This is a genomic window from Thermus sp. 2.9 (assembly GCF_000794385.1).
GTDB classification, from domain to species: Bacteria; Deinococcota; Deinococci; order Deinococcales; family Thermaceae; genus Thermus; species Thermus thalpophilus.
Genome location: NZ_JTJB01000042.1, coordinates 1 through 21,497 on the forward strand (window position 1 = coordinate 1; position 21,497 = coordinate 21,497).

19 protein-coding genes and 2 pseudogenes are annotated in these 21,497 nt (G+C 66.1%); 5 read left to right on the forward strand and 16 right to left on the reverse strand.

Translation table 11 applies throughout. The features are described from left to right. The first annotated feature begins 7 nt into the window (after positions 1 to 7). A pseudogene (locus QT17_RS10870) lies at positions 8 to 669 on the forward strand (PIG-L deacetylase family protein). Here the strand turns inward: QT17_RS10870 and QT17_RS10875 are convergent. The 7 genes and pseudogenes from QT17_RS10875 to QT17_RS10905 form a co-directional block, all read right to left on the reverse strand. After that, a pseudogene (locus tag QT17_RS10875) lies at positions 557 to 1,932 on the reverse strand (chloride channel protein). The pseudogenes QT17_RS10870 and QT17_RS10875 overlap by 113 nt on opposite strands. Then, positions 1,932 to 3,041, reverse strand: coding sequence for an amidohydrolase family protein (locus QT17_RS10880; protein WP_039459953.1), 1,110 nt, complete (start codon positions 3,039 to 3,041; stop codon positions 1,932 to 1,934). Before QT17_RS10880 ends, QT17_RS10875 begins: the two are co-directional and overlap by 1 nt. After that, positions 3,022 to 3,804 (reverse strand): GNAT family N-acetyltransferase, encoded by a 783-nt coding sequence (locus QT17_RS10885; RefSeq protein ID WP_039459955.1) that lies wholly within the window; start codon positions 3,802 to 3,804, stop codon positions 3,022 to 3,024. Before QT17_RS10885 ends, QT17_RS10880 begins: the two co-directional genes overlap by 20 nt. Further along, a complete protein-coding gene (gene menC / locus QT17_RS10890) occupies positions 3,777 to 4,886 on the reverse strand; it encodes an o-succinylbenzoate synthase (RefSeq protein WP_039459957.1) in 1,110 nt (369 codons plus the stop codon). The genes QT17_RS10885 and menC overlap by 28 nt, the downstream gene beginning before the upstream one ends. After that, a complete protein-coding gene (gene serS, locus QT17_RS10895; RefSeq protein ID WP_039459959.1) occupies positions 4,877 to 6,145 on the reverse strand; it encodes a serine--tRNA ligase in 1,269 nt (422 codons plus the stop codon). The genes menC and serS overlap by 10 nt, the downstream gene beginning before the upstream one ends. Before the next feature lie 2 nt (positions 6,146 to 6,147). Continuing rightward, positions 6,148 to 6,417 carry an Asp-tRNA(Asn)/Glu-tRNA(Gln) amidotransferase subunit GatC gene (gatC, locus tag QT17_RS10900; protein ID WP_039459977.1) on the reverse strand — a complete coding sequence of 90 codons (270 nt, stop codon included), beginning with the start codon at positions 6,415 to 6,417 and terminating at the stop codon, positions 6,148 to 6,150. 10 nt (positions 6,418 to 6,427) lie between these two features. Further along, on the reverse strand, positions 6,428 to 7,171 hold the full coding sequence (locus QT17_RS10905; protein ID WP_039459960.1) for a DUF554 domain-containing protein: 744 nt from the start codon (positions 7,169 to 7,171) through the stop codon (positions 6,428 to 6,430). A gap of 20 nt (positions 7,172 to 7,191) precedes the next feature. On the opposite strand from QT17_RS10905, the gene mnmD reads away from it, so the two are divergent. Then, complete coding sequence (gene mnmD, locus QT17_RS10910) at positions 7,192 to 7,845, forward strand: tRNA (5-methylaminomethyl-2-thiouridine)(34)-methyltransferase MnmD (RefSeq protein WP_039459962.1); 654 nt, start codon at positions 7,192 to 7,194, stop codon at positions 7,843 to 7,845. Here mnmD and QT17_RS10915 read toward each other — a convergent pair. After that, a complete protein-coding gene (locus QT17_RS10915; RefSeq protein ID WP_039459963.1) occupies positions 7,769 to 8,932 on the reverse strand; it encodes a polysaccharide deacetylase family protein in 1,164 nt (387 codons plus the stop codon). The two genes, mnmD and QT17_RS10915, sit on opposite strands and share 77 nt — an antisense overlap. Continuing rightward, positions 8,923 to 10,089 (reverse strand): MFS transporter, encoded by a 1,167-nt coding sequence (locus QT17_RS10920; protein WP_039459965.1) that lies wholly within the window; start codon positions 10,087 to 10,089, stop codon positions 8,923 to 8,925. The genes QT17_RS10915 and QT17_RS10920 overlap by 10 nt, the downstream gene beginning before the upstream one ends. A 14-nt stretch (positions 10,090 to 10,103) precedes the next feature. Here QT17_RS10920 and QT17_RS10925 point away from each other — a divergent pair, with 14 nt between their 5' ends. Next, on the forward strand, positions 10,104 to 10,787 hold the full coding sequence (locus QT17_RS10925) for a glycosyltransferase (RefSeq protein ID WP_018112332.1): 684 nt from the start codon (positions 10,104 to 10,106) through the stop codon (positions 10,785 to 10,787). Here the strand turns inward: QT17_RS10925 and QT17_RS10930 are convergent. The 3 genes from QT17_RS10930 to QT17_RS10940 are packed head-to-tail and all read right to left on the reverse strand — an operon-like array spanning position 10,726 to position 13,695. Next, the gene (locus QT17_RS10930) at positions 10,726 to 11,937 is read right to left on the reverse strand and encodes a glycosyltransferase family 4 protein (RefSeq protein WP_018112333.1); all 1,212 of its coding nucleotides are present in this window, start codon (positions 11,935 to 11,937) and stop codon (positions 10,726 to 10,728) included. The two genes, QT17_RS10925 and QT17_RS10930, sit on opposite strands and share 62 nt — an antisense overlap. Before the next feature lie 7 nt (positions 11,938 to 11,944). Continuing rightward, complete coding sequence (locus QT17_RS10935; RefSeq protein ID WP_018112334.1) at positions 11,945 to 13,120, reverse strand: lipid-A-disaccharide synthase-related protein; 1,176 nt, start codon at positions 13,118 to 13,120, stop codon at positions 11,945 to 11,947. Beyond that, positions 13,117 to 13,695: a pyroglutamyl-peptidase I gene (locus QT17_RS10940; RefSeq protein WP_018112335.1), complete on the reverse strand. Its 579-nt coding sequence runs from the start codon at positions 13,693 to 13,695 to the stop codon at positions 13,117 to 13,119. Before QT17_RS10940 ends, QT17_RS10935 begins: the two co-directional genes overlap by 4 nt. 60 nt (positions 13,696 to 13,755) lie before the next feature. Between QT17_RS10940 and QT17_RS10945 the strand changes: the two genes are divergently transcribed. Together QT17_RS10945 and mfd are read left to right on the forward strand one after the other, a co-directional pair. Further along, positions 13,756 to 14,592 carry a DegV family protein gene (locus tag QT17_RS10945; protein WP_039459968.1) on the forward strand — a complete coding sequence of 279 codons (837 nt, stop codon included), beginning with the start codon at positions 13,756 to 13,758 and terminating at the stop codon, positions 14,590 to 14,592. 26 nt (positions 14,593 to 14,618) lie between these two features. Beyond that, positions 14,619 to 17,555, forward strand: coding sequence for a transcription-repair coupling factor (gene mfd, locus QT17_RS10950; protein WP_039459970.1), 2,937 nt, complete (start codon positions 14,619 to 14,621; stop codon positions 17,553 to 17,555). Here mfd and QT17_RS10955 read toward each other — a convergent pair. From QT17_RS10955 to QT17_RS10970, 4 genes are all read right to left on the reverse strand, one after another. Next, complete coding sequence (locus tag QT17_RS10955) at positions 17,552 to 19,030, reverse strand: aldehyde dehydrogenase (protein WP_039459972.1); 1,479 nt, start codon at positions 19,028 to 19,030, stop codon at positions 17,552 to 17,554. The genes mfd and QT17_RS10955 overlap by 4 nt on opposite strands. 212 nt (positions 19,031 to 19,242) lie before the next feature. Then, positions 19,243 to 19,935 carry a R2-like ligand-binding oxidase gene (locus QT17_RS10960; protein ID WP_235283920.1) on the reverse strand — a complete coding sequence of 231 codons (693 nt, stop codon included), beginning with the start codon at positions 19,933 to 19,935 and terminating at the stop codon, positions 19,243 to 19,245. Positions 19,936 to 19,941: 6 nt separating this feature from the next. After that, positions 19,942 to 20,985: an alcohol dehydrogenase family protein gene (locus QT17_RS10965; protein ID WP_039459974.1), complete on the reverse strand. Its 1,044-nt coding sequence runs from the start codon at positions 20,983 to 20,985 to the stop codon at positions 19,942 to 19,944. Positions 20,986 to 20,987: 2 nt separating this feature from the next. Next, positions 20,988 to 21,410: an SCP2 sterol-binding domain-containing protein gene (locus QT17_RS10970; protein ID WP_039459975.1), complete on the reverse strand. Its 423-nt coding sequence runs from the start codon at positions 21,408 to 21,410 to the stop codon at positions 20,988 to 20,990. Between the last annotated feature and the right edge of the window lie 87 nt (positions 21,411 to 21,497).

Below are 21,497 nucleotides of genomic sequence, written 5' to 3' on the forward strand. Positions count from 1 at the left end.
CTAGCCCATGAACCTTCTCGCCGTGTTTGCCCACCCCGATGACGAGATCGGAGCGGCGGGGACCTTGGCCCTCCACGCCCGGAGGGGCGACCGGGTGATGCTGGTTTGGATGACGAGGGGGGAGCTGGCGAGCCAGTTCGGTGACGCTTCCCCCGAGGAGGTGGCCCGGGTGCGGGAGGGGCACGGGGCCCATGTGGCGGGGCTCATCGGCGCCGAATACCGCTTTTTGCCCTTTGGGGATACCCTCCTCACCGGGGGCAGGGAGGAGGCCTTGGCCTTGGCCCGCTAATGGCGGCCTTCCGCCCCGATGCCGTAATCACCTGGGACCCCTGGGACGTGCACCCCGACCACCGGGCCACCCACCAGGCGGTGCTTTCCGCCCTGAAGCTCTGCCGCATTCCCAAGCTGGTGGGGGAGGCCCACCGGAAGCCTGTGAGGTTCTACCACTACCCTCGGCGGGAGCTCGCCCGCCCCTGGGTCTACGTGGACACCACCCCCACCCAGGAGGTGGCGGAGGCGGTGTTCCAGTTCTACCGGGAGTTTTACCGCTGGCCCTTTACCCTGGAGGAGTTTCGGGCTCGGCGGCGGCTTCAGGGCCTCGAGGCGGGGGTTCGCTTTGCGGAGGCGTTTCAGACGGATACGCCTCCGGCGTGGCCGGGGCTTCCTTAAGGCCTTCCTCCGGGTCGGGCGCGGGGGTGAGGGCGTAGGCCAAAAGCACCGCGGGCAGGGCCAGGGGGAGGCTTGCGTAACCGCCCCACTCCGCCGCCAGGGCCAAGCCGGCGAAGGGGGCCCGGGCCACCCCCGCCAGGACCGCCACCCCGCCCGCCAGGGCCAAGGCCTCCGCCGGCAGGTTGAAGGGCCCGGCCATGCGGGAGAGGAAGGTCCCCAAAAGCCCCCCCAGCACCAGGGCCGGGGTGAAGGGCCCCCCGTAGGCCCGCACCCCCAGGGCGAGGACCAGGAGGAGGAGCTTGGCCAGGAGGAGGTAGAAAAGCGCCGTGGGGCCAGGAGGGGCGTGGCGGCCACCGCCACCCAGCCGAGGCCGCTTCCGAGGGCCTCGGGGAGGAAGAGGAGGCAAAGGGCTAAGGCCAGGCCCAAAAGGGCGTGGCGAAGGGGAAAGGGAAGGGGTTTGAGCCAGGCGGAAAGGGCCCTCCCCCCTTCCGTCCACACGGTGGCCAAGGCGGCGGACAAGAGGCCCAGGAGGAGGCCGGCTGGGAGGCTTGCCAGGTCCAGGCGCACGGCGAAGGGAAGGAGGGGCTCGTAGCCGAAGAAGGTCCCGTAGACGGCGAAGCCGGAAAGCGCCCCGATGAGGGCCGGGGTGAGGGCGCGGGCCTCGAGGAGGAGGGAGCGGTAGAGGATCTCCGTGGCCAGAAGCGCCCCCGCCACCGGGGCGTGGAGGGCGGCGCCGAGCCCGGCGGCGAGCCCGGCGAAGGCGAGCCCCCCACCCAAGCGGGGAAAGCGTCTGTCCAATAGGAGCCCAAGCCAAAGCCCGAGCACGCCGAAGGGGCCTTCCCGGCCCAGGGGGGAGTAGAGGGCGATCTGCAGGGCCCCCCCGAGGACTGCCCGGGGGTGGGCAAGCCTGGGGGCTGGGCTTCCCTCCCGTGCTCGGCGCAGGAGGGCAGCGAGCCCCTGCCCAGTGCCCAGGTAGCTGGTGAGGGCGAACAGGGGCGGAAGGAGGAAAGCGAGGGGCCAGAGGGCGGGCCCGGTGAAGGCCTGCAGGAGCCCCCCTTCCCCCGGGGGCTCGGGGGCGAGGTAGCCGAAAAAGCTTCCCACCGCCTCGCTTAAGGCCCGGAGGAGGAGGTTCAGAAGGGCCACCCAAAGCCCCGCCAAGGCCCCGGTGAAGGCGCTATAGAGGATGAGGGGCCCGGTGTGGCGCACCTCCTCGTCCCATAGGGGAGGAAAGGAAAGGTGGGGGCCGCGGCCCAGGGGGCGCATCAGAGGGAGTGTACCAAAGAAGCGGGGGCGCCCCGGGTAATCCGGGGCGTGGGGAGGCCCAAGGCCCTGTACCCTCCCCGGGTGAGGGCCCGCACCAGGAGGCGGGGGTCCACCTTGTCCCAGAGGAAGAGGGCCTCCCGGCGCACGTCCAGGTCGGGGCTACTGGCCCGGGAGTCGGTGCCTAGGGCGAACTCCACCCCATGGCGGGCGTAAAGGGCCAAGGGGGCTTCCCCCACCTGGAGGTTGTGGTTGGAGCGGGGGCAGAGCACCACCTTGGTTCCCGTCTCCGCCAGGAGCTTTACCTCCTCCTCATCCACGTGCACCCCGTGCACCAGAAGGGTGGTGGGACCCAAGACCCCAAGGGTGTGTAGGTGGCGCACCGGGGTGCGGCCCGGCGGGGTGAAGGGTGTACGGCTGAAGCGGCGGTGCACCTCGGCCAAGGGGCCCGTCCCCTCCCGCAAAAAGGCCACCTCCTCGAGGCTTTCCGCCGCGTGCACCATGAGGGGAAGGCCCTCTTCCCTGGCGTACTGGGCGAGCCGCTTCAGGAGGGGAGGGCTCACGGAGTAGGGCGCATGGGGGGAAAGCCCCACCCTTACCCTTCCCTCCCGCTTGCGCCAGGCCTCCACCTTGGCCCGCACCCGGGCGAAGACCGCCTCGGCGTCCTGGGGGTCGGGGGCGAAGACCTCGTAGAAGGCCACCCCGGGGAGGGGGCTTTCCCCAAGGAGGAAGTCCATGACCTCATCCTTGAAGACGATGTCGCCGAAGGCACCGGTGCCCGCGGCCTGGAGTTCCTCCAGGCCCCGCCTGACCCCCTCGAGGCCCCGCCGTTCCCGGTGGGCTACCACGTGGGGGATGAAGCCGGAAAAGGGGCCTTGGTACCGGGGCAGGAGGGAGAGGTCCAGGTGGGTGTGGGCGTTCACCGGAGGGGGGAAGAGGGCCCTGCCCTTGTGGACCACCTCCGCCTGGGGAAAGCGCGCCCTCAGCTCCTCCAGGCTTCCCTGGCCCACCACGAACCCCCCCTGCACCGCCAGGGCCCCCCGGAGCATGGGGGTGCCGAAGCCGGTGTAGACTACCTCGGCGGTCCAGAGTTCAGTCCTGAGCCAGGACATAGCGGTTGGGGTGGCGGGCGAAGTCCACCGCCCGGTAGCCCCGGGCGAAGTAGTGGCCCAGGACCAGGCGGCTGTGCTCCCGCCACCGGAGGGCCAGCTCGGGGTCCTCACGGAGGATGCGACCCCAGTCCTCGGGGATCTGGAAGAGGAGCCGGGGGGCCTCGAGGTCCAGGTGGGCCTCCAGGGGGACCTCGTCCTCCACCCGGTTGGCCAGGGGCAGGCCCGTGGCCTCTGGCTCGGGCGGGGGGGCGTAGATGCGGGTGTACACCCTTTGGGAAAGCAGGTCCCACTCCGCCAGGAGCCGGTCCGAGGGGGCCCCGGCGTTGATCCCCGACATGGGGCCGTAGTGGTCGGGGAGGTAGGTTTTGGCGGTGGCCCCCAGTTTGCGCAGGTTGAAGTTGGCGTTGGCGCCCCGCAGGGGGTCAAAGGTCCAGACCACCTTGCGGATGCCCCGGGCCAGGCACCAGTCCCGCTGGAAGCGCTTGAGGAGAAGGGCCGCTCCCGTGCCCCGGTAGGGCTCCAGCACCCCCAGCATGTGGGAGTGTTGCAGGCTGGGGTCCCGGGTGGGAAAGCCGAAGACGAAGCCCACCAGCCCCCCTTCCACGAAGGCCCCCGCCACCAGCCCTCCTTCGTCCTGCACCGCGATGAGGAGCCCCCTGGGCACCAGGTCCCGGGCGTCCCGCCCCCAGATGGCCTCCTGGAGGGCCACCACCTCCTCCATCTCCGCAGGGCCCCTTAGCTCACGGACACGTACCCTTTCCATAGGGTGATCCGCTCCACAAAGGGAAGCTTCAGGTGTACCCCGATCCCCGGCCCCTGGGGTACGGGCATGAGGCCGTCTTCCGCCTCGAGGGCTTCCTCCACGATGTCCTCCTCCCAGTAGCGGCTCGCCGAGCTCACGTCCCCCGGCTTGGTGAAGCCGGGAAGGCTCGCCAGGTGCAGGTTGTGGGCCCGCCCCACCCCCGCCTCCAGCATCCCCCCCATCCACAAGGGGATGCCGGCGGCTTCCGCCAGGGCGTGGACCTTCAAGCTCTCCGTGTGGCCGCCAAGCCGGGCGGGCTTGATGTTGAAGACCCGCCCCGCCCCCAGCTCAATGGCTTTCCGCGCCTTTTCCTTGGAGGTGAGGCTCTCGTCCAGGCAGATGGGGGTGGCGAGCTCCCGTTGTAGCCTGGCGTGGTCCAGGAGGTCGTCGTAGCCCAAAGGCTGCTCAATGTAGTCCAGCCCGAGCTCATCCAGCCGCTTCAGGCGGGCGAAGTCGGCCAGGTGGTAGGCGGAGTTGGCGTCGGCGGTGAGGGTGGCCTCGGGGAAGGCTTGGCGCACCGCCTTGAGGACTGCGTAATCCCAGCCGGGCTTGATCTTGAGCTTGATGCGGCGGTAGCCCTGGGCCAGGTGCCGCTCCACCGCTTGGAGCGTGGCCTCCACCGAAGGCTGGATGCCCAAGGAAACCCCCACCTCCACCGCTTGGCGCACCCCGCCCAGGACCTGGTAAAGGGGCCTCTTTAGGCCCTTGGCGTAGAGGTCGTAAAAGGCCATCTCCAGCACCGCCTTGGCCATGGGGTTGCCCCGGAAGGGGGAAAGGGCCTGCCAAAGCGCCTCGGGGTTGGGAAAGTCCCGCCCGAGGACCTGGGGCAAGAAGACCTCCGTGAGGAGGTAGCGGGCCCCCTCCACGGTTTCCTCCCGGTAGAGGGGTAGCCGCTCCATTACCCCTTCCCCCAACCCCTCCAGCCCCTCGCCGAAAAGCCGAAGGAGGAGGATGGTGCGCTTCGTCTGCACCCCGAAGCTGGTCTCAAAGCGGAACTTCAGGGGAAGCTCTAGAATCCTTAGCTCCGCCGCCTCTAGCCGCACGGTTCCAGCACCTCCTTTCCCGTGTAGGGGACCAAGGCCTCGGGCACCCGCACCCGGCCGTCTTCCAACTGGTGGTTTTCCAGGAGCATGGCCAGGATGCGGGGGGTGGCTAAGGCGGTGTTGTTGAGGGTGTAGGCGTACTGCACCCGGCCTCCCCCGTCGCGGTAGCGGAGGTTCGCCCGCCGGGCCTGCCAGTCCAGGAGGGCGGAGCAGGAGTGGGTTTCCCGGTAGCGCCCCTCCGAGGGGAGCCAGACCTCGAGGTCCACCTGCCGCCACTTCCCCGGGCCCATGTCCCCGGTGGACACCTCCAAAAGGCGGTAAGGGAGCTCCAGAAGGGCGAGGATTTCCTCGGCGTTTTGCAAAAGCTCTTGAAAGGCCTGGTCTGAGGCCTCGAGGCTTGCCTCCGTAAGCACGTACTGCTCCACTTTGTGGAACTGGTGGACCCGCATGAGCCCCCGCACGTCCTTGCCGAAGCTCCCCGCCTCCGAGCGGAAGGCGGGGGCGTAGCCGGCGTAGCGCTTGGGAAGCTCAGCCTGGGAGAGGATCTCGCCGCTGTGCAGGGCGTTTAGGACCACCTCCGCCGTGCCCGTGAGGTAGAGGTCGGTGCCGGCGATGGCCCAGACCTGGTCCCGGGCGGCGGGGAAGTGGCCCGTGCCCACGAAGGCCATTTCCCGGGCGTAGGAGGGAAGCGTCATGGGCACGAAGCCCTTCTTGGCCATGAAGTCCATGGCGAAGCGAAGGAGGGCCATCTCGTATAGGGCGAGGTCCCCCCTTAGGGCGTAGGACCGGCTTCCGGAAACCTTGCTGATCCGGGGCTCCCACCAGCCGTTCTTCTCCAGGAGGGCCACGTGGTCCAAGGGGGGAAAGGGGAACTCCCGGGGGCTTCCCACCCGTTTGATCTCCACGTTGGCGCTCTCGTCCTCCCCCACGGGAGCCCCGGGCCAAGGGGGGAGGGGGACCTGGAGGAGGAGCTCCATGAGCCGCCCCTCCTTCTCCCTTAGGGCTTCTTCCAGCTCCTTGACCTCTTCCCCTAAGGCCTTGCCCCGGGCGATGAGGGCCGCTTTGGCCTCAGGGGGCGCCTTGGGCACCTCCTTGGCGATGCGGTTTCGCTCCGTGTGTAGGTCTTGCAGGCGCTGCTTCAGGCCCTGCACCTCCTGGTCCAGGGCCAAGAGGGCGTCCAGGTCCAGGGGGATCCCCTTCTCCCGAATGGCCTTGCGGAAGACCTCGGGCTCCTTGCGCAGGCGCTTTAGGTCCACCATGACTACTCCAAAACGGGGGGCACGCGGAAGAAGCCCGCTTCCTTTTCCGGGGCCAGGGCCAAGGCTTCCTCCTGGGGGAGGGAAGGCCAGGGCTCGTCCTCCCGCAGGCGGCCCAAGGGGGCTTCTTCCTCCACCCCCTCCACCCGGGGCAGGGCGTCCACGAAGTCCAGGATCCGCTTCAGGTCCTGTAGCAAAAGGGCCTCCTCCTCGGGGGCAAGCCGGATTTTGGCGAGGGCCTCCAGCTTGCGCAGGAGGTCAAGGGAGAGCTCCATGGTGGGCATTCTACGTCAGGAGCGCCGCAAGCCACCACACCAGGGGGGCGAGGAGAAGAGCGGGCAAAAAGGAGCCCACCCGCACCTTGGTAAGGCCCAGGAGGTTGATCCCCACCCCCAGGACCATGAGCCCTCCCACCCCGGTGGTGAGGAGTACCCGGGGGTCTTGGGCGGGGTCGGGGAGGGCCTGGCTCAGGGTGCCCGCCAGGAGGGCTACCCCCCCCTGGTAGAGGAGGATGACCAGGGTGCTAAACCCCACCCCGATGCCGAAGGAGCTGGTGAGGGCGATGGCGCTCATGCCGTCCAAGGTGGCCTTGAGGAGGAGGAGGCTCGCGTCCCCCGTGAGGCCGTTTTGGATGGAGCCCAAAAGCGTCATGGGTCCCACGCAGAAAAGAAGGCTCGCCGCCACGAAGCCCTCGGTGAAGCTCCCCCCGCCCCGCACCGCCTGCTTGATCTTGTCCCCCAGGCTTTCCAGGCCGTCTTCCACCCGGGCCCACTCCCCCAAAAGCCCCCCCGCCACCAGGGCGATGAGCCCCAGGACCACCCCGTCTATGGCCCCTCCCTTGGCCCTTCCCAGGGCCTGGGCCATGGATAGCCCGATGAAGAGGGTGGTGAGCCCCACCCCCTGGACCATGATGCGGGCCATGCGCTCGGGAAGCCGTCCCCGGAGGAGTAGCCCAAGCCCCGTGCCCAGGACCACGGTGAGGGCGTTCACCAGGGTTCCGGAAAGCTTGTCCCACAGGGTGAGCTCCATGCGGGGTATTCTACCCAAGGATGGAACGCCTCCTGACCCAAGACGGGACCCCCACCTTCTACCACCCGGGCTACGGGGAGGCCTACCACCCGCGCCAAGGGGCCCTGCTCCAGGCCCGCAGGCTCTACCTGGAAAAGACCCTCACCCACCTCCACCCCGCCCCCCGGGTCCTCGAGGTGGGCTTCGGCCTGGGGGTGAACTTCCGCGTGGCCCTGGAAAGCGCCCTTTCGCGGGGGGTGAGGCTCCGCTATTTGGCGGTGGAGAAGGCGCCCTTGCCCAAGGAGCTCTTGGCGGAAGTACCCCTTCCTTTGCCCCGGGCGGAAGGGGTTTACGCCGAGATCCTAAAGGCCTGGCCCGAGGAGGTGTTCCGGGGCCCTTGGGGGGAGCTCCGCCTGGTCATTGGGGATGTTCGGGAGGTGGCCCTTCCCCTGGGCTATGCCACCGCCGTCTACCTGGACCCCTTTAGCCCCAAGGCCAACCCCGAGGCCTGGAGCTTGGGGGTGCTGTGGAAAATCCGCCTTGCCCTAAGAAGGGGGGGACGGCTAGCCACCTACTCGGCGCAAGGGGCCTTCCGCCGGGCCTTGGCCCAGGCGGGGTTCAGGGTCCACCGGGTGCCGGGGGTGGGGAAGCGGGAGTGGACGGTGGGTATCGCCGTAGGAGCTCCTCCCGGGTGAGGTAGGCGAGGCTCGCCCAAAAGCTATCCCGCTTGGGGAGCTCCCCCCGGTAAAGCCAGTAAAACCAGGCGCTGGCCAGGCTCGCCACCAGGCGGGGCCAAAAGGGGAGGGGGGCGGTTTGGAAGCCGAAACGCCGGCCCCCAGGGGCCAGGTAGCTGTACCCGTAGACCAGGCGCACCTCGGGGTCTTGGGCCACCCACTGGGCCACCTTTTTCAGGCTTTCCCGGACGTGGCGGATGGCCTCGAGGGGAGATAGCTCCATGGCCCTTTGGCTTTCCAGGTGGAGCTCAAAGGCGGGGGTTCCCGTGGGGAGGCCGGGGAGGCTCGGCCCGGGGAAAGGCTTTTTCTCCAGGCGGAAGAGGTCAAAGGGGCCAAGCCCCGCCCGCTCCACCCGGTGGCGGCGGTTGTACCGTTCCTCAAACCCCTGGAGCCCCCGGATGAGGGCGCGCCTAGGAGTGAGGGGAAGGGGGTTTAGCTCGTCCAGGGTCACGGGCCGGTAGCCCAGGGCGAGCATGTGGGGGAGGGCGAGCTCCAAAAGGCGTAGGGTGCGCTCGGGGCCGTCGTGGAGGAGGACGATGGAGCCCGGGCGCAGGTAGTAAAGAAGCCTTTCCGCCAGGGCCTTGGGGGGGAGGGGAAGCCAGTCCTTGCTTTCCAGGTCCCACAGGGCCACCCGTTTGCCCAAGGCCCGGGCGAAGAGGCGGGTGAAGGGGGTGTGGAGGCCATGGGGGGGGCGGTAGTACCGGGCGGGGGTTTGCGCCATGTGCCGCCACTCCACCCAGGGGAGGAAGAGGGCCAGGGCCCGGTGGAAGGCCCCGTGGTCCTCCACCTGGTGCCCTTCCCGCCGGATGGCCTCCACCCACTCGGGGTGGCGCTTCGCCCTTTCCCCCGTGAGGAAGAAGGTGGCCTTGACCCCGTGGCGCCGGAGGAGGGCGAGGAGGGCTTCCGTTCTCTCCGAAGGCCCGTCGTCAAAGGTGAGGGCCACCTTGGCCTCGCGGCGGCTTCCGTGGGCGTAAGCCCCTAGGCCCAGGAAGCGGAAAAGGAGGTCCGAAAGCCCATAAAGGAGGACCAGGCCGAGGGCTAGTTCCATCTTCCCCTCCCCAGGATGAGGGCGTAAAAGAAGCTTAAGGCGAAGAAGAGGGCGCTACCCGTAAGGAAGGGAGCCTGCGGGCCAAACGCCTCCCACAACACCCCCCCCACCGCCGGCCCCAAGGCCACTCCAAGCCCCTCCACCGTCATGAGCCCCCCCCAGATGGCGGCTCGGTTTTCCTCGGGGAGGTTTCTGGCCAAAAAGCCGTTCCAACCCGGCATGAAAAGGCTATACCCAAGCCCGACCAGAAGGGCGAGGAGGGCCGCTTCCGTTAGGCTTGTGGTGGTGGCCAGGCGGAGCATGGTCAGGCCCAACAGGGCGAGCCCTCCCACCAGAGCCAGGCGGTAGCCGCGGCGGTCCACGAGCCGCCCGGTAAAGGGAAGAAGGCCAAAGGCGACTGCCCCGCCCAAAAGCAGGAGCCCCCCCAGGGCGATGGGCTCGAGGCCCAGCTTTTCCTTCGCGTAGCGGAGGAGGAAAAGGGAAACCAAGGCGGGGGCGAAGGTTTGGCCGAAGGCGGCGGGAAGGAAAAAGAGAAGCCGGCTCCAAGGGTAAGCCCCCCGCTTAGGGGGGGGCAAGGGAATGCGGAAGGCGAAAAGGCTCAGGGTGAGGAGGAAGGCGAGCCCCTGGGCCAGGAGGAGGAGGAGCAAGGCCGCCTCGGGGTGGCGTTGGGCCACCTGTCCCACCCCTACCAGGCCGATGCCCGCCCAGGGCAGGACCAGGGTGAGGGTGAAGGAGAGGGCCCGGGCCTCCCGCCCCGGCACGGCGATGCGGCTGGCCAGGGTCATCAGCCCCGGGTACAGGGTGGACATGGAAAGCCCCCAAAGAAGGGCAAGCCCCCAGAGGAGCCAGGCGGCCTTGGCCCCCGGGGTGAGGAAGAGGGCGAGGAGGCCCATGAGAGCGGCCAGGGTGGCCACCCTGCCAAACCCCACCCGCTCCGCCACAAGCCCTCCGAAGGTCTTGGAGAGGTTCTCCGCCAGCTGGTGAAAGGTGAAGGCCAGGGTGAAGATGGCGGGGCCCAGGTGCAGGTACTCGGGGGCGTAAAAGGGCAGGAGGCCGGCGAAGAAGCCGCTTCTTACCCCCTCCATGAGCCCCACGGCCAAGACCAGGCGCAGGAAGACGGAAAGCCCCTCCCTGGCCCACGGCAGATAGCGAAACACGCTAAAGTATACCCGTGCGGATCAGCGTGGTGATCCCCGCCCATAACGAGGAGGACTATCTGCCGGGCGCCCTCAAGGCCGTGCTGGGGCAGACCCTGCCCCCCTTTGAGGTGGTGGTGGTGGACAACGCCTCCAGCGACCGCACCCGGGAGGTGGCCGAGGCCTTCGGGGTGCGGGTGGTCTACTGCGCCCGTAAGGGGGTGGCCCACGCCCGGCAGGCGGGGCTCCTGGCCGCCCGGGGGGAGTGGGTGGCCATGACGGATGCCGACTCCCTTCCCACCCCCACCTGGTTGCAGGCCCTGGCCCAGCATGCCCCGGGGGCCGTGGCCCTCTACGGCCCCCTGCGCTTCTATGGGGTCTCCCCCTGGGAGGCGGCCTTTTCCGAGTGGGGCTACCGGGCTTTTTTGAACCTCATGGCCCTTCTCGGGCGTCCCAACCTGGCGGGGGCCAACCTGATGGTCCTTAAGGAGGCGGCCCTAAAGGTGGGGGGCTTCCCCGAGGTGGAGGCCCGGGAGGACGTGCTCCTGGGCTGGAGGCTAAAGGCCTTGGGCCCAGTGCGCTACGTGCCCGGGGCCCTGGTCCTCACCTCCGCCCGCCGGCTGAAGGGGGGTTGGGGGCGCTTTCTCCTCAGGCAGGCTAGAAACCTCCTGGGCGATCCTCGAGGCTACTTCGGGGAAGCCGGGGAAAAGGAAAGATGAGCCTCCGGGGCTCGGCCCGCAGGATCTCGCTGGCCTCGTCGTAGACGGCCACGATCCGCTCAGCGATGCGTTCCGCGGAGCGTTCCATGGCCCAGGCCCGGGCCTGGAGGCTCAGGCGCTGTCGCTTTTCCTCGTCCTTCAGGAGCTCTAAGGCCTTCTCCGCCAGGGCCCGGTAATCCCCTGGGGGCACCAGGAAGCCGGTCTTGCCCTCTTCCACCCCCTCCAGGGTGCCCTCCGCCCCCACGGCCACCACGGGAACCCCCATGGCCTGGGCCTCCCAGATGACGAGGCCCTGGGTCTCCGTCTCGCTGGCAAAGAGGAAGAGCTCGGCCAGGCGGTAATACCCCCCGATGCGTCGGTAGGGCACGGGCCCCAGGAAGCGCACCCGCTCCCCTATGCCCAGCTCCCGGGCCAGCGCCTGAAGGGGCTGGAGCTCCGGCCCCTCGCCGATGTGCACCAGGAAGACGTCCTCCTCCCGGGCCAGCTCGGCCACTGCCCGGAGCACCACGTCAAAGGACTTCTCCTTTCCCAAGCGGCCCACGGTGATGAGGCGGCGCTTGCCCTCGGGCCAGGGGGAAGGGGAGGGGAGAGGGGCTTCCTCCAGGATGCGGTTGTCAATCCCCGTGGGGATCACCCGGATGGGCCGCTCTATGCCGTAGCTCTCCGCCAGTCGCCTCACGGGTTCCGTGGGGGCGATGACCACCTCTACCCGGTTATAGAAGGCCTTGGCCAGCCGGGGCACGATGCCGGTGTACTTGTCCAGAATGGCCAAACCCGGCACGTAGTGGGCGTACTTCTCGTAGTGGGTGTGGAAGGTAGACACGTGGGGCAGGCCCTTGTTGCGGGCGATCCTGAGGCCCCAGACCCCCAGGGTGAGGGGGGTGTGGGTGTGGATCAGTTCAAACTCTGTGGGCAGGTGCCGGGCCGAGGGCAGGGCGATCTGCTGGCCCTCGTAGAAGGGGTAGGCCACCGAAGGCACCCGTACCACCCCCTCCTCGCCCTCCGGGGCCTCGGGGTGGTGGGGGGCTACCACCCAAGCCTCGTGGCCCATGCGGCGGAGTTCCCGGAGGAGAAGGTAAACGCTGGTGGTGACCCCGTTGGGGTTGGGGAAATAGACGTCGGTGAAAAGGCCTACGCGGTAGAGGCGCATGCGAAGTCTAGCATACCCCACGCACCAGCCCTAGCTGGTGCAGGTCTCGGTAGACGTGCTCCACGGTCCCAGGGATGCCACCCGGCGGGCCGATGCGCTCCTTGCCGGCTTGGCTGGCCTGGGCGTAGGCTTCCGGAGCCTGGAGGAGGATGAGGCCTTGGCCGGCAATCTGGTAAGGGTCGGGTTCCACCAGGTGTAGGGCCTTTCCCAGAAGGCGTTTCTGCCTTCGAGCGAAAGCCCGGGTGTACTGGGGGCCAGGGGTGGGGAAGCCTATCACGGGTATTCCCAGGCCGGCTGCCTGCTCCGTGGCCGTGCCCGCCGTGGCCAGGGCCAAGCGGCTTCGGTGAAGGATGGCGGAAAAGGCCCCCCGGAGCACCCAGGCCGTCCGGCCCTCCTTTTCCAGGCGGAGGGTGTTGGCGTCCACCTCTTCTGCCTGCCAACCGGAAAGCGGGGGGAGGCGGGACCAGTCCTTGGCCCAGGCCACGGCCGGGGTCAGGGGGAGGTGGCGGCTGGCTTCCAGCATGAGGGGCAGGCTGAAGGCCTCGTCCCCACGGGTGCCTGGCAGGAGGGCGAGGAGGGGGTCTGTGCCCAGGTAAGGGGTAAGGTCCCGCTCGGGAGGGGGGAGAAGGTCCATGGCGAAGCTGCCGTACCAGTGGGCATGGGCTACGCCCAGGGACCGAAGCCGGCGGAGGCTAGCCTCATCGCGTACGAACACCGCCCGGACCCTGCGGTGCAGGAGGCGTTCGTAAGGGGTGAAGTCGCTCCCGCCCCAGTCCAGGAGGACCTCTATCCAGGAGGCTTGCTCCAGGTAGTGGGCGGACACCAGGGGATTTACGTGGTAAACAGGGCATCCCCGGGCGGCCAGGACCCCCACGCTGAGGGCGTAGGCGTCCCCCACCACCACCACCACCTGGGGTTCAAAGCGCCAGGCGGTGCGCCACTGGGCCCAGGACATGGAGAGAAAACCCGCCCGGAGGTCGGCCAGGAGGTTTTCCAGGCTGCCGAAGAGAAAGCCTCCCGAGGGCATCTCCTGCCGTGGACCCAGAATCTCCCGGGCTATTCCCTCGTAGGGCTTCCCGCGGCCGACCAAGGGCAGGGCGTAGGCCTCGAGGCCCAACCCCTGGGCAATACGGGCGCCGATGGCATCCTCCGTGGGACCGTTGGAAACGAAAAGAAGCCTCACAGGAGCTCCAAAAGCACCCGGACTGCCCGGGCCTGTTCCCTTAGGGGCACGTAGGCCCCGCCTTTTTCCAGGGCTAGGGTCTCGTCGGGGGGAAGATGGAGGAAGGCCACGGGCACGCGTTCGGGCAGATGGTAGAGGGAAAGGTAAAAGGCCTGGTTGCAGAGGTAGCTTCCGGCAGAGAGGCTAACCCTAGCGGGAAGGCCCGCTTCCTGGAGGCGCTTCAGGGCCTGCTTGACGGGAAAACGGGCGGGGAGGGCCAGGGGGCCGCCGGGGACCACCGGGGTGTCCTCCAGGACCTGCCCGCGGTTGTCGGGGCGGTCAAAGTCCAGGAGGTTCACCGCCAGGCGCTCCAGGGTGAGCTGGGGCCGGCCCTCGGCCAGGCCCAGGTGGAGGACCGCCTCAGGCTCCAGGGCGTGGAGGGCGGCAAGGGCGGTGGGCAGGGCCTCGGCGTCTACGGGAAGCACGGCCTTCCTGAGAGGCCTTCCTCCCACCTCTTCCGGCAGGAGGTCCAAGAGGGCGGCGGAGGGGTTATGCCTCAGGCCGCCAAAGGGTTCAAAACCGGTAACCAGGATCATGGGCCAGACCCGCCCGCCATTATAGCCCCCATCCCTTTGACCCGGTATAAGATGGGGGGCGTGGAGCTGGGTCTCGTGACCGACACCGCGGCCGACCTCTCCCCCAAGGTCCTCCAGGAGGAGGCGGTGGGGACGGTGCCCATCTACGTGCACCTCATGGGCCGCAAGTACAAGGACTGGCAGGAACTCACCCCCGATGCCCTCTACCAGGCCATCCGCGCGGGGGCGGAGCCGGTGACCGAGCCCCCGGCGGTGGAGGACTTCGTTGAGGTCTACGAGCGCCACCTCAAGGTCTACGACCGCCTCCTTTCCATCCATGTTTCCGGGGAGCTTTCCAAGACCGTGGACCGGGCTCGGGAGGCAGCCGTGAAGGTGGCTCCCACCCGCATCCGGGTGGTGGACTCGGGCATGGTCTCCGCCGGGCTTGGGGCCATGGTGCTCCGGGCGGTGGAGATGCTGAAGAAGGGGGCGGACGAGGAGGAGATCGTGCGGGAGATGGAGCGCTTGAAGCGCTCCAGCCTCTACTTCAGCGTGGCCGACCTTTCCCACCTGGCCCGCAACGGCCGCCTGCCCCGCTTTGGCGAGGTGGTGGGCAACCTCCTGGGCCTGCGCCCTATCCTGCGGATTGAGAAGGGGCACATCCGCTTCCTGAAGGTGGCCCGGGAGAACTCCGTCCCGGAGGCCCTGGCCCGGTTAGTACTGGATGAATTCCAAGGACGTACCGCCCGCATCACCATCGCCCACACCGATGCCAGGAGCGAGTGGGTGGACGGATTGAAGCGGGCCCTCGAGGGCGCCCTGCGCCTGGAGCGAGGACGGATCACCCGCTCGGGGGCCACCATCGCCGCCAACGTGGGCCTGGGGGCTTTGGCGGTGCACGCCTACGCCGTAGAATAGCCGTTGGCCCTTTAGGGCCTTGCGGCATGGAGATCCTTCTGGAAAAACTCTACGGCCACCGTCTGGCCCTGCCCCAGGTGGCGGCGGCCCTCCTCTTGGCCCGGGAAGACCTTCCTGCCCTCCTCCTGGTCCCCGAGGACCGCCTGAGGCGCTGGCGGGACCTCTCCGCCTTCGGGGTGCCGGTGTACGCGAACCCGGGCCTCGAGGCCATGGAGGAGAAGGCCCTCTTCCTCCTCAGCTACGAGGAGGCCCTGGCCCCCTTTCCCGAGGACCCCTCTGCCTGGCGCATGGTGCTGGAGGTGGGCCGGGCCTATCCCCGCACGGAGCTTTTGGACCGCCTCCTGCGCCTGGGTTATGCCCGAGACGAGGATTACCGGGTCCTGGGGGAGGTCTTGGAGCTTGGGCCTTTGCGCCTGGAGTTCTTCGGGGAGGAGCTGGAGCGGCTTTTCTGGGAGGGCGAGCCCCGTAGGCGCCATGTCCTCCTGCCCAAGCCGGGCAAGGCGGAGGCGTTTACCTCCCAAAAGGTCCTCCACTTCCCCGGTCCCGTCTACCTGGACACCCCGGCCCTAGCCCCCAGGGAGCTTTTTTCCCTCCTGGCCGGGCGGCCGGTGGTGGCCCTGGGGGCGCACGGGGAGTTTCCCCTCCTGGAGCTTGGGGTGAGGCCCCTCCCTCCCTACCGGGGTAGCCTCAAGGCCCTGGAGAGGGACCTGGCCCGCTGGCTGGCCGAGGGGAAGCGGGTCCACCTCTTCGTGGGCCACGGGCGCACCCTGGAGTACCTGAGGCGCCGCCTGGCCCCCCTGGATCCTTTGGTGCTGGAGCGGTTTCCCGGGCCCAAGGGGAGGCTTGCCCTCCTGCCCGGGGCCTTTGAGGGCGGGGCGGAGTGGGGAGAGCATGTCCTCCTCACCGAGGCCCTGGTCTTCGCCACCGGGGGGGTGCGGGCCAGGCTCCGCTCCGGGGAGGGCCTCTCCGACCCCGGGGCCCTTTCCCCGGGGGACTTCCTCATCCACCCCGACCACGGCATCGGCCAGTTCCTGGGCCTGGAGACCCGGGAGGTCCTGGGGGCCAAGCGGGACTACCTGGTGTTGCGCTACCGGGGGGAGGGGCGGCTCTACCTGCCCGTGGAACAGCTCCCCCTCCTCAAGCGCCACCCGGGCACCACCGATGACCCTCCGGAGCTTTCCTCCTTGGGCAAGAACGAGTGGCAGCGGGCCAAGGAGAAGGCCAGGAAGGATGTGGAGGAGCTAGCAGGGCGGCTCCTCGTGCTCCAGGCCAAGCGCAAGGCCACGCCCGGGCGGGCCTTTCCCCCCCTGCCCGACTGGGACCCCCTGGTGGAGGCGGGCTTCCCTTACGCCCTCACCCCCGACCAAAACCAGGCCCTGGAGGAGGTGCTCAAAGACTTGGAAAGCCCCCATCCCATGGACCGCCTGGTTTCGGGGGACGTGGGCTTCGGCAAGACGGAGGTGGCCCTGAGGGCCGCCCACCGGGTGGTGGGGCACGGGGCCCAGGTGGCCTTTTTGGTGCCCACCACCCTGCTCGCCGAGCAGCACGGCAAGACCTTCCGCGAGCGCTACCATGGGCTTCCCGTGCGGGTGGCGGTTCTTTCCCGCTTCACCCCGGAGAAGGAGGAAGCGGAAATCCTTAAGGGCCTGGCGGAGGGTACGGTGGACATCGTCATCGGCACCCACCGCCTTCTCCAGCCCGATGTGCGCTTCAAGGACCTGGGCCTCCTCATCGTGGACGAGGAGCACCGCTTCGGCGTGGCCCAGAAGGAAAGGATCCGGGAGCTCAAGGCGGAGGTGGACACCCTCTACCTTTCCGCCACGCCCATTCCCCGCACCCTTTATAGCGCCCTGGTGGGCCTAAAGGACCTTTCCAGCATCAAGACCCCACCCCCGGGGCGCAAGCCCATCAAGACCTTCCTCGCCCCCTTTGACCCCCTTCTCGTGCGGGAGGCCATCCTCTTTGAGCTGGAGCGGGGGGGGAAGGTCTTTTACGTCCACGACCGGGTGGCCTCCATAGAGACCAGGCGGCGCTACCTGGAAAACCTTGTTCCTGAGGCCCGCATCGGCGTGGTCCACGGCCAGATGCCGGAGGGGCTCATAGAAGAAACCATGCTCCTCTTCGCCGAAGGAGCTTACGACGTCCTGCTGGCCACCACCATCATTGAGTCAGGGCTGGACGTCCCCGAGGCCAACACCATCCTGATTGAGCGGGCGGACCGGCTCGGCTTGGCCACGCTTTACCAGCTCCGGGGCCGGGTGGGCCGCCGGGACCAGGAGGCTTACGCCTACCTCTTCCACCCGCCCCGGCTCACGGAGGCGGCGGAGAAGCGCCTCGCCGCCATCGCCGACCTCTCGGACCTGGGCTCGGGCCACCTCCTGGCGGAAAAGGACATGGAGATCCGGGGGGTGGGAAACCTTCTGGGCCCCGAGCAGCACGGGCACATCCGGGCCCTTTCCCTGGAGGTCTACACCGAGCTCTTGGAGGAGGCCATCCGCAAGCTCAAAGGGGAGGCCCAGGAGGAAAGGCCCCACGTCACCCTGGACCTCGCCCTTTCCGCCCGTCTGCCCGCGGAGTACGTGGGGAGCCTCGAGGCCAGGAGCCGCTACTACGGCCGCTTCGCCGAGGCCAGGAGCTTGGCGGAGCTTTCCCAGCTGGTGCGGGAACTTAAAGAGTGCTACGGGCCCTTGCCCGAGGAGGCGGAGAACTTCGTGAACCTCGCTCGGCTCCGCCTGGTGGCGGAGCGAAAGGGGGTGGTCTCCCTCACGGAGGACCTCACCCATCTGCAAGCGGTCTTCGGCTATTGGCCTTTGGTCTACGATACGCGTGGCCTTAAGGGCTTGTCTTTCCGGGTAGAGATAACCAAGCATCCTCCTGGTTTCCGGTTGGAGAAAAAAGGTCTAAGGCCCCGGGATTACCCTGAGGCCTTGATGGAAACGCTCTTTCTTTTTGCCGACCGCTAGCTCAAGTTAAGCCAAATGCTTTTTACCTCGGTGTAGTGTTCAAGAGCATAATGCCCCATCTCCCTGCCTAGTCCACTTTCCTTGAACCCTCCCCAAGGGCTGGTGGCGTCCAAGAGGAGGTAGCCATTTACCCAAACCGTTCCCGCCTTGAGGCTGTGAGCTACCCGGATGGCTTGCCTCATGTCTTCGCTCCATACCCCGGCGGCCAGTCCATACCGGGTGGCGTTTGCTCGTTGGATGGCCTCGTTGAGGTTCTCATAGGGAAGAACGGTGAGAACGGGGCCGAAGATTTCTTCTTGGGCAATGGTGTGATGGTCTTCAGCGAAGAAAACGGTGGGCTCCACGTAAAATCCGGGCAAAGAATGGTTGGGTTTTCCCCCGGTTAGAAGTTCAGCGCCTTCTTCCTTTCCTTGCCGGATATACATCATTACCCGCTTCCTGTGTTCGTCGCTGATCAGCGGCCCTATTTGCGTACCAGGATCCAGAGGGTGTCCTTGGCGCATCTTCTTAACGGCGTCAAGGAGTTTGTCCATAAAGGCATCTAAGCGTCTTTTAGGTACAAAGAGGCGGCTTCCAGCGGCGCAGACTTCTCCTTGGTTGAAAAAGGCCGCGAATAGCACCCCCCGGACCACCTTTTGCGGATCTGCGTCTTCTAGCACAATGTTCGGTGATTTTCCCCCCAGTTCTAACGTGACGCGTTTAAGCTTGTCCGCAGACTTCTTGAGGATAGCTTTGCCCACTTCTGGCGAGCCGGTAAAGGAAATCTTGGCGATTTTGGGATGCTTGACTAACGCTTCTCCTGCTTCAGGACCGAAGCCTGGCACGACGTTCACCACACCCTTGGGGAAACCGGCTGCTTCTACGAGCTCAGCAAGGTACAAAGCGGTGAGGGGTGTGAGTTCGGAAGGCTTTAACACAACCGTGTTTCCCGCGGCGAGGGCAGGAGCTAGCTTCCAACTGGCGATTAAGAGGGGAAAATTCCACGGGATGATCGCTCCAATCACGCCGAGGGGTTCACGACGAGTATACGCCAGGTAGTTGCCGGGTAGAGAAACGGGGAGCACCTCACCAGACCATTTGGTAGTCCATCCTGCGAAGTATCGGAAATGCTGAGCAGCTAAGGGAACATCTGCGGTCCGGGCTTCAACGTAGGGCTTGCCTACGTTAAGGGCTTCTAGAACAGCCAAGGGTTCAGCGTGCTCCTCGATCAGCTCCGCTAACCGGAAGAGGAGTCGGCTTCTTTCATCAGGGCTGGTGCGGCTCCATGGGCCTTCAAAGGCCCGCTCTGCAGCAAGAACGGCCTGATCCACATCGGGCGCCTTGGCGCGCGCCACAAAGGCGAGCACTTCCTGGGTTGCTGGATTGAGGACGGCAAAGCGCTCTCCATCTTGGGCTTCCATAAACCTGCCCCCGATGTAAAGGGGCCCAACGCGTTGCAAAAACTCTTCGGCTGGTCGCGGCAAGCTGATGACCATGGTTTATGCGTCTCCTTCGTCCGTTTCCAGGGCAATCTGTTCTATCTCTTTTAGGCTTTGGCTGCGAGCTAGTTCCAATCGCCGGTATCGTTTTTGGAATTGACCCATGGCGTAATTAACAAATTCCCCAACTTCCAGCTGAAGGGGGAACCCCTGGGGGTAAGCTCGGAAAATGTCTTGGACTACTCCGAGCGCGTAGGGAAGGAGGTAGTTCATTCGCCGCTCCACCACTTCCCATAAGGATGGATTTCAGCAATCAAGCGAGATAGAAGGTAAATGCCATAGGCGATGTGACGAGATTCGTCTCGCTGAACGTAGCGCACGCCTTCCAACGTTCCTGGAAGCTTTACCCCTTGTTGGCCCAAAAGTTCTGCCGCGCGGTAGTAAGCATAGTATCCGGTTTCTGCCAAAACGCCCTCAACGATCATATTGTAGGTAACGGCAGCTTCCGCCTGGGCTTCGGGTGAGGGGTCATCCAAAAGGCGCCCCATGGCTTTTGGTAGCTCTTCGTAGAAGATTTTTTTGTAATTAACGCTGTGGAAACGCTCTAGATCGGCTTCTTGAGCAACCTCCCGGATGAGGAGATCAAAGAATTCAACGTGCTTGGCTTCGTCCACTAGGAAAGTAGTCAGGTACATCTCCTCTTCTAATCGCCCCTCTCGGGCGATGACTTGAACCAGGGGAAGCAGATCAAGGGTGACCGCTTCTTCGCCTGCCACGAAAAGGGAGGCCAAATGCAGGGATGCTTCTTTTTGCCCCTCGTCTAGAGTGGCGAAGCTTTCCTTATCTACAGAAAAGTCGATGCTCCTCGGATCCCAGAAGTACTTCTTTGCCTTGTGGTAAAGTTGGAGAGGAAACGAGTCCTTCAGGCCTACCCGCGCTGTTTGGAACCCTTCCCTTAACACCTTTCATCACCCCCTGACAACCAAAAGGACTTTTAGCGCTTCTTTCCGGTCAAAAAGCTCATACCCTCGAGGAGCCTCCTCCAAGGGGAGATAGTGGGAAACAATCCGCTCCGGTTGCAAACGGCCGCTAGCCAAAAGGGCCAGAACCGCATCAATGTAGAGGTGGACGTTGGCCAAACCTATACGGAAGGTTAGGTCCTTGACCAGGCCCGATGCTAAAGGGAATGGAAAGGAGGGGGCGTTATCCACCCCAACAGCTGATACCCTTCCCCCAGGGCGTACCATCTCCAGGGCCAAGCTGAGGGTGGCAGCTCCGCCTACAGCCTCGAGGACCAAATCTGGCCCCTCATCGTTGGTTTCAGAGCGAACTCGCCGGACAGGATTTTCTTGTTCGGCGTTGATGGGGATGGCGCCGAGGGAAGCGGCGCGTTCCAATCGCTCAGGGATGCGATCTATGGCAAGTATTTTGCTCGCACCCAATACCTGGGCTACTTCAATGGCCATCAATCCCACGGGCCCCGCTCCGATGACAGCCACGCTATCACCGGGCCGGAGCTGGCCCTGGATGAGTCCTCCATAGGCTGTGGAGAGGATATCGCCGGCAAAGATGGCCCGTTCTGGGCTTAGGTTTGGAGGTAGTTTCCGGAGATTGACGTTGCTGAAGGGAACCCGAAGGATTTCCGCCTGGGCTCCTTGGAGATTGCCAAACATGGGGCCATAACCGTAGACGCCTCCCCGTTCACACAGGTTGTACTGGTGCCTTCGGCAGTAGGGGCAGGTGCCACAGGCGATGTGGAACGGTCCAACAACCCAGTCCCCTGGCTGAAGATCTTGGATACCTTCGCCCACGGCTTCCACTTGGCCCACGAACTCGTGGCCTAGTACACTTCCGGGGAGAACAGGTATTTTGCCGTGGTAAAGGTGCAAGTCCGAGCCACATATGCCGGCCAGGTGCACGCGCACGAGGGTATCTAGGGGATGCTGTAGGCGAGGGGCATTGACCTCCTTGACGGCGATGCGCTCTTTGTTTTCAAAAACCACTGCGCGCATAGTTAGAGCCCTTCGGGGTACTGGGTAGGTACTTGTTTTGCGGTGTTGGTCAGTTCCAATGCCGCCATCATGTATTGGCTTAGGGCTGCCAAGTCCCCCTTTTCCAGTTTGACCTTACCGCGCATGAGGGCAGAGACCGGGTCCAGTTCGCCCTCAATTATTTGTTTCCAGGTACGGGCATCCGCGCTGATGATGTAGGGGGCCTGCTCAAAGTCATCTGCTGTGGCTTGCCGGGCATCGCGGCATTCGCCGTGGTATAGGTCCAGGTAAATCCCCCGCTTCTCATCTAGACCCAAAGCGGGATCGGGCTCCACGGCCAAGATAAGCGCCCCTTCCCACGTTGCTGCAGCTTGGCGGTAGGCAGGGTTGTTGTTAAGTGCCTCGCAGTAGGCCTTGGCCCATTGGTCGGAAAAAGGTTCGTACATGTGTTCCTCACCTCCCGATTTGGGAATGCAGGTTTCACCTTAGACTAGGTCAAGTATCCTTGTCAAGGGGGGCCAGGGCATCTTGAC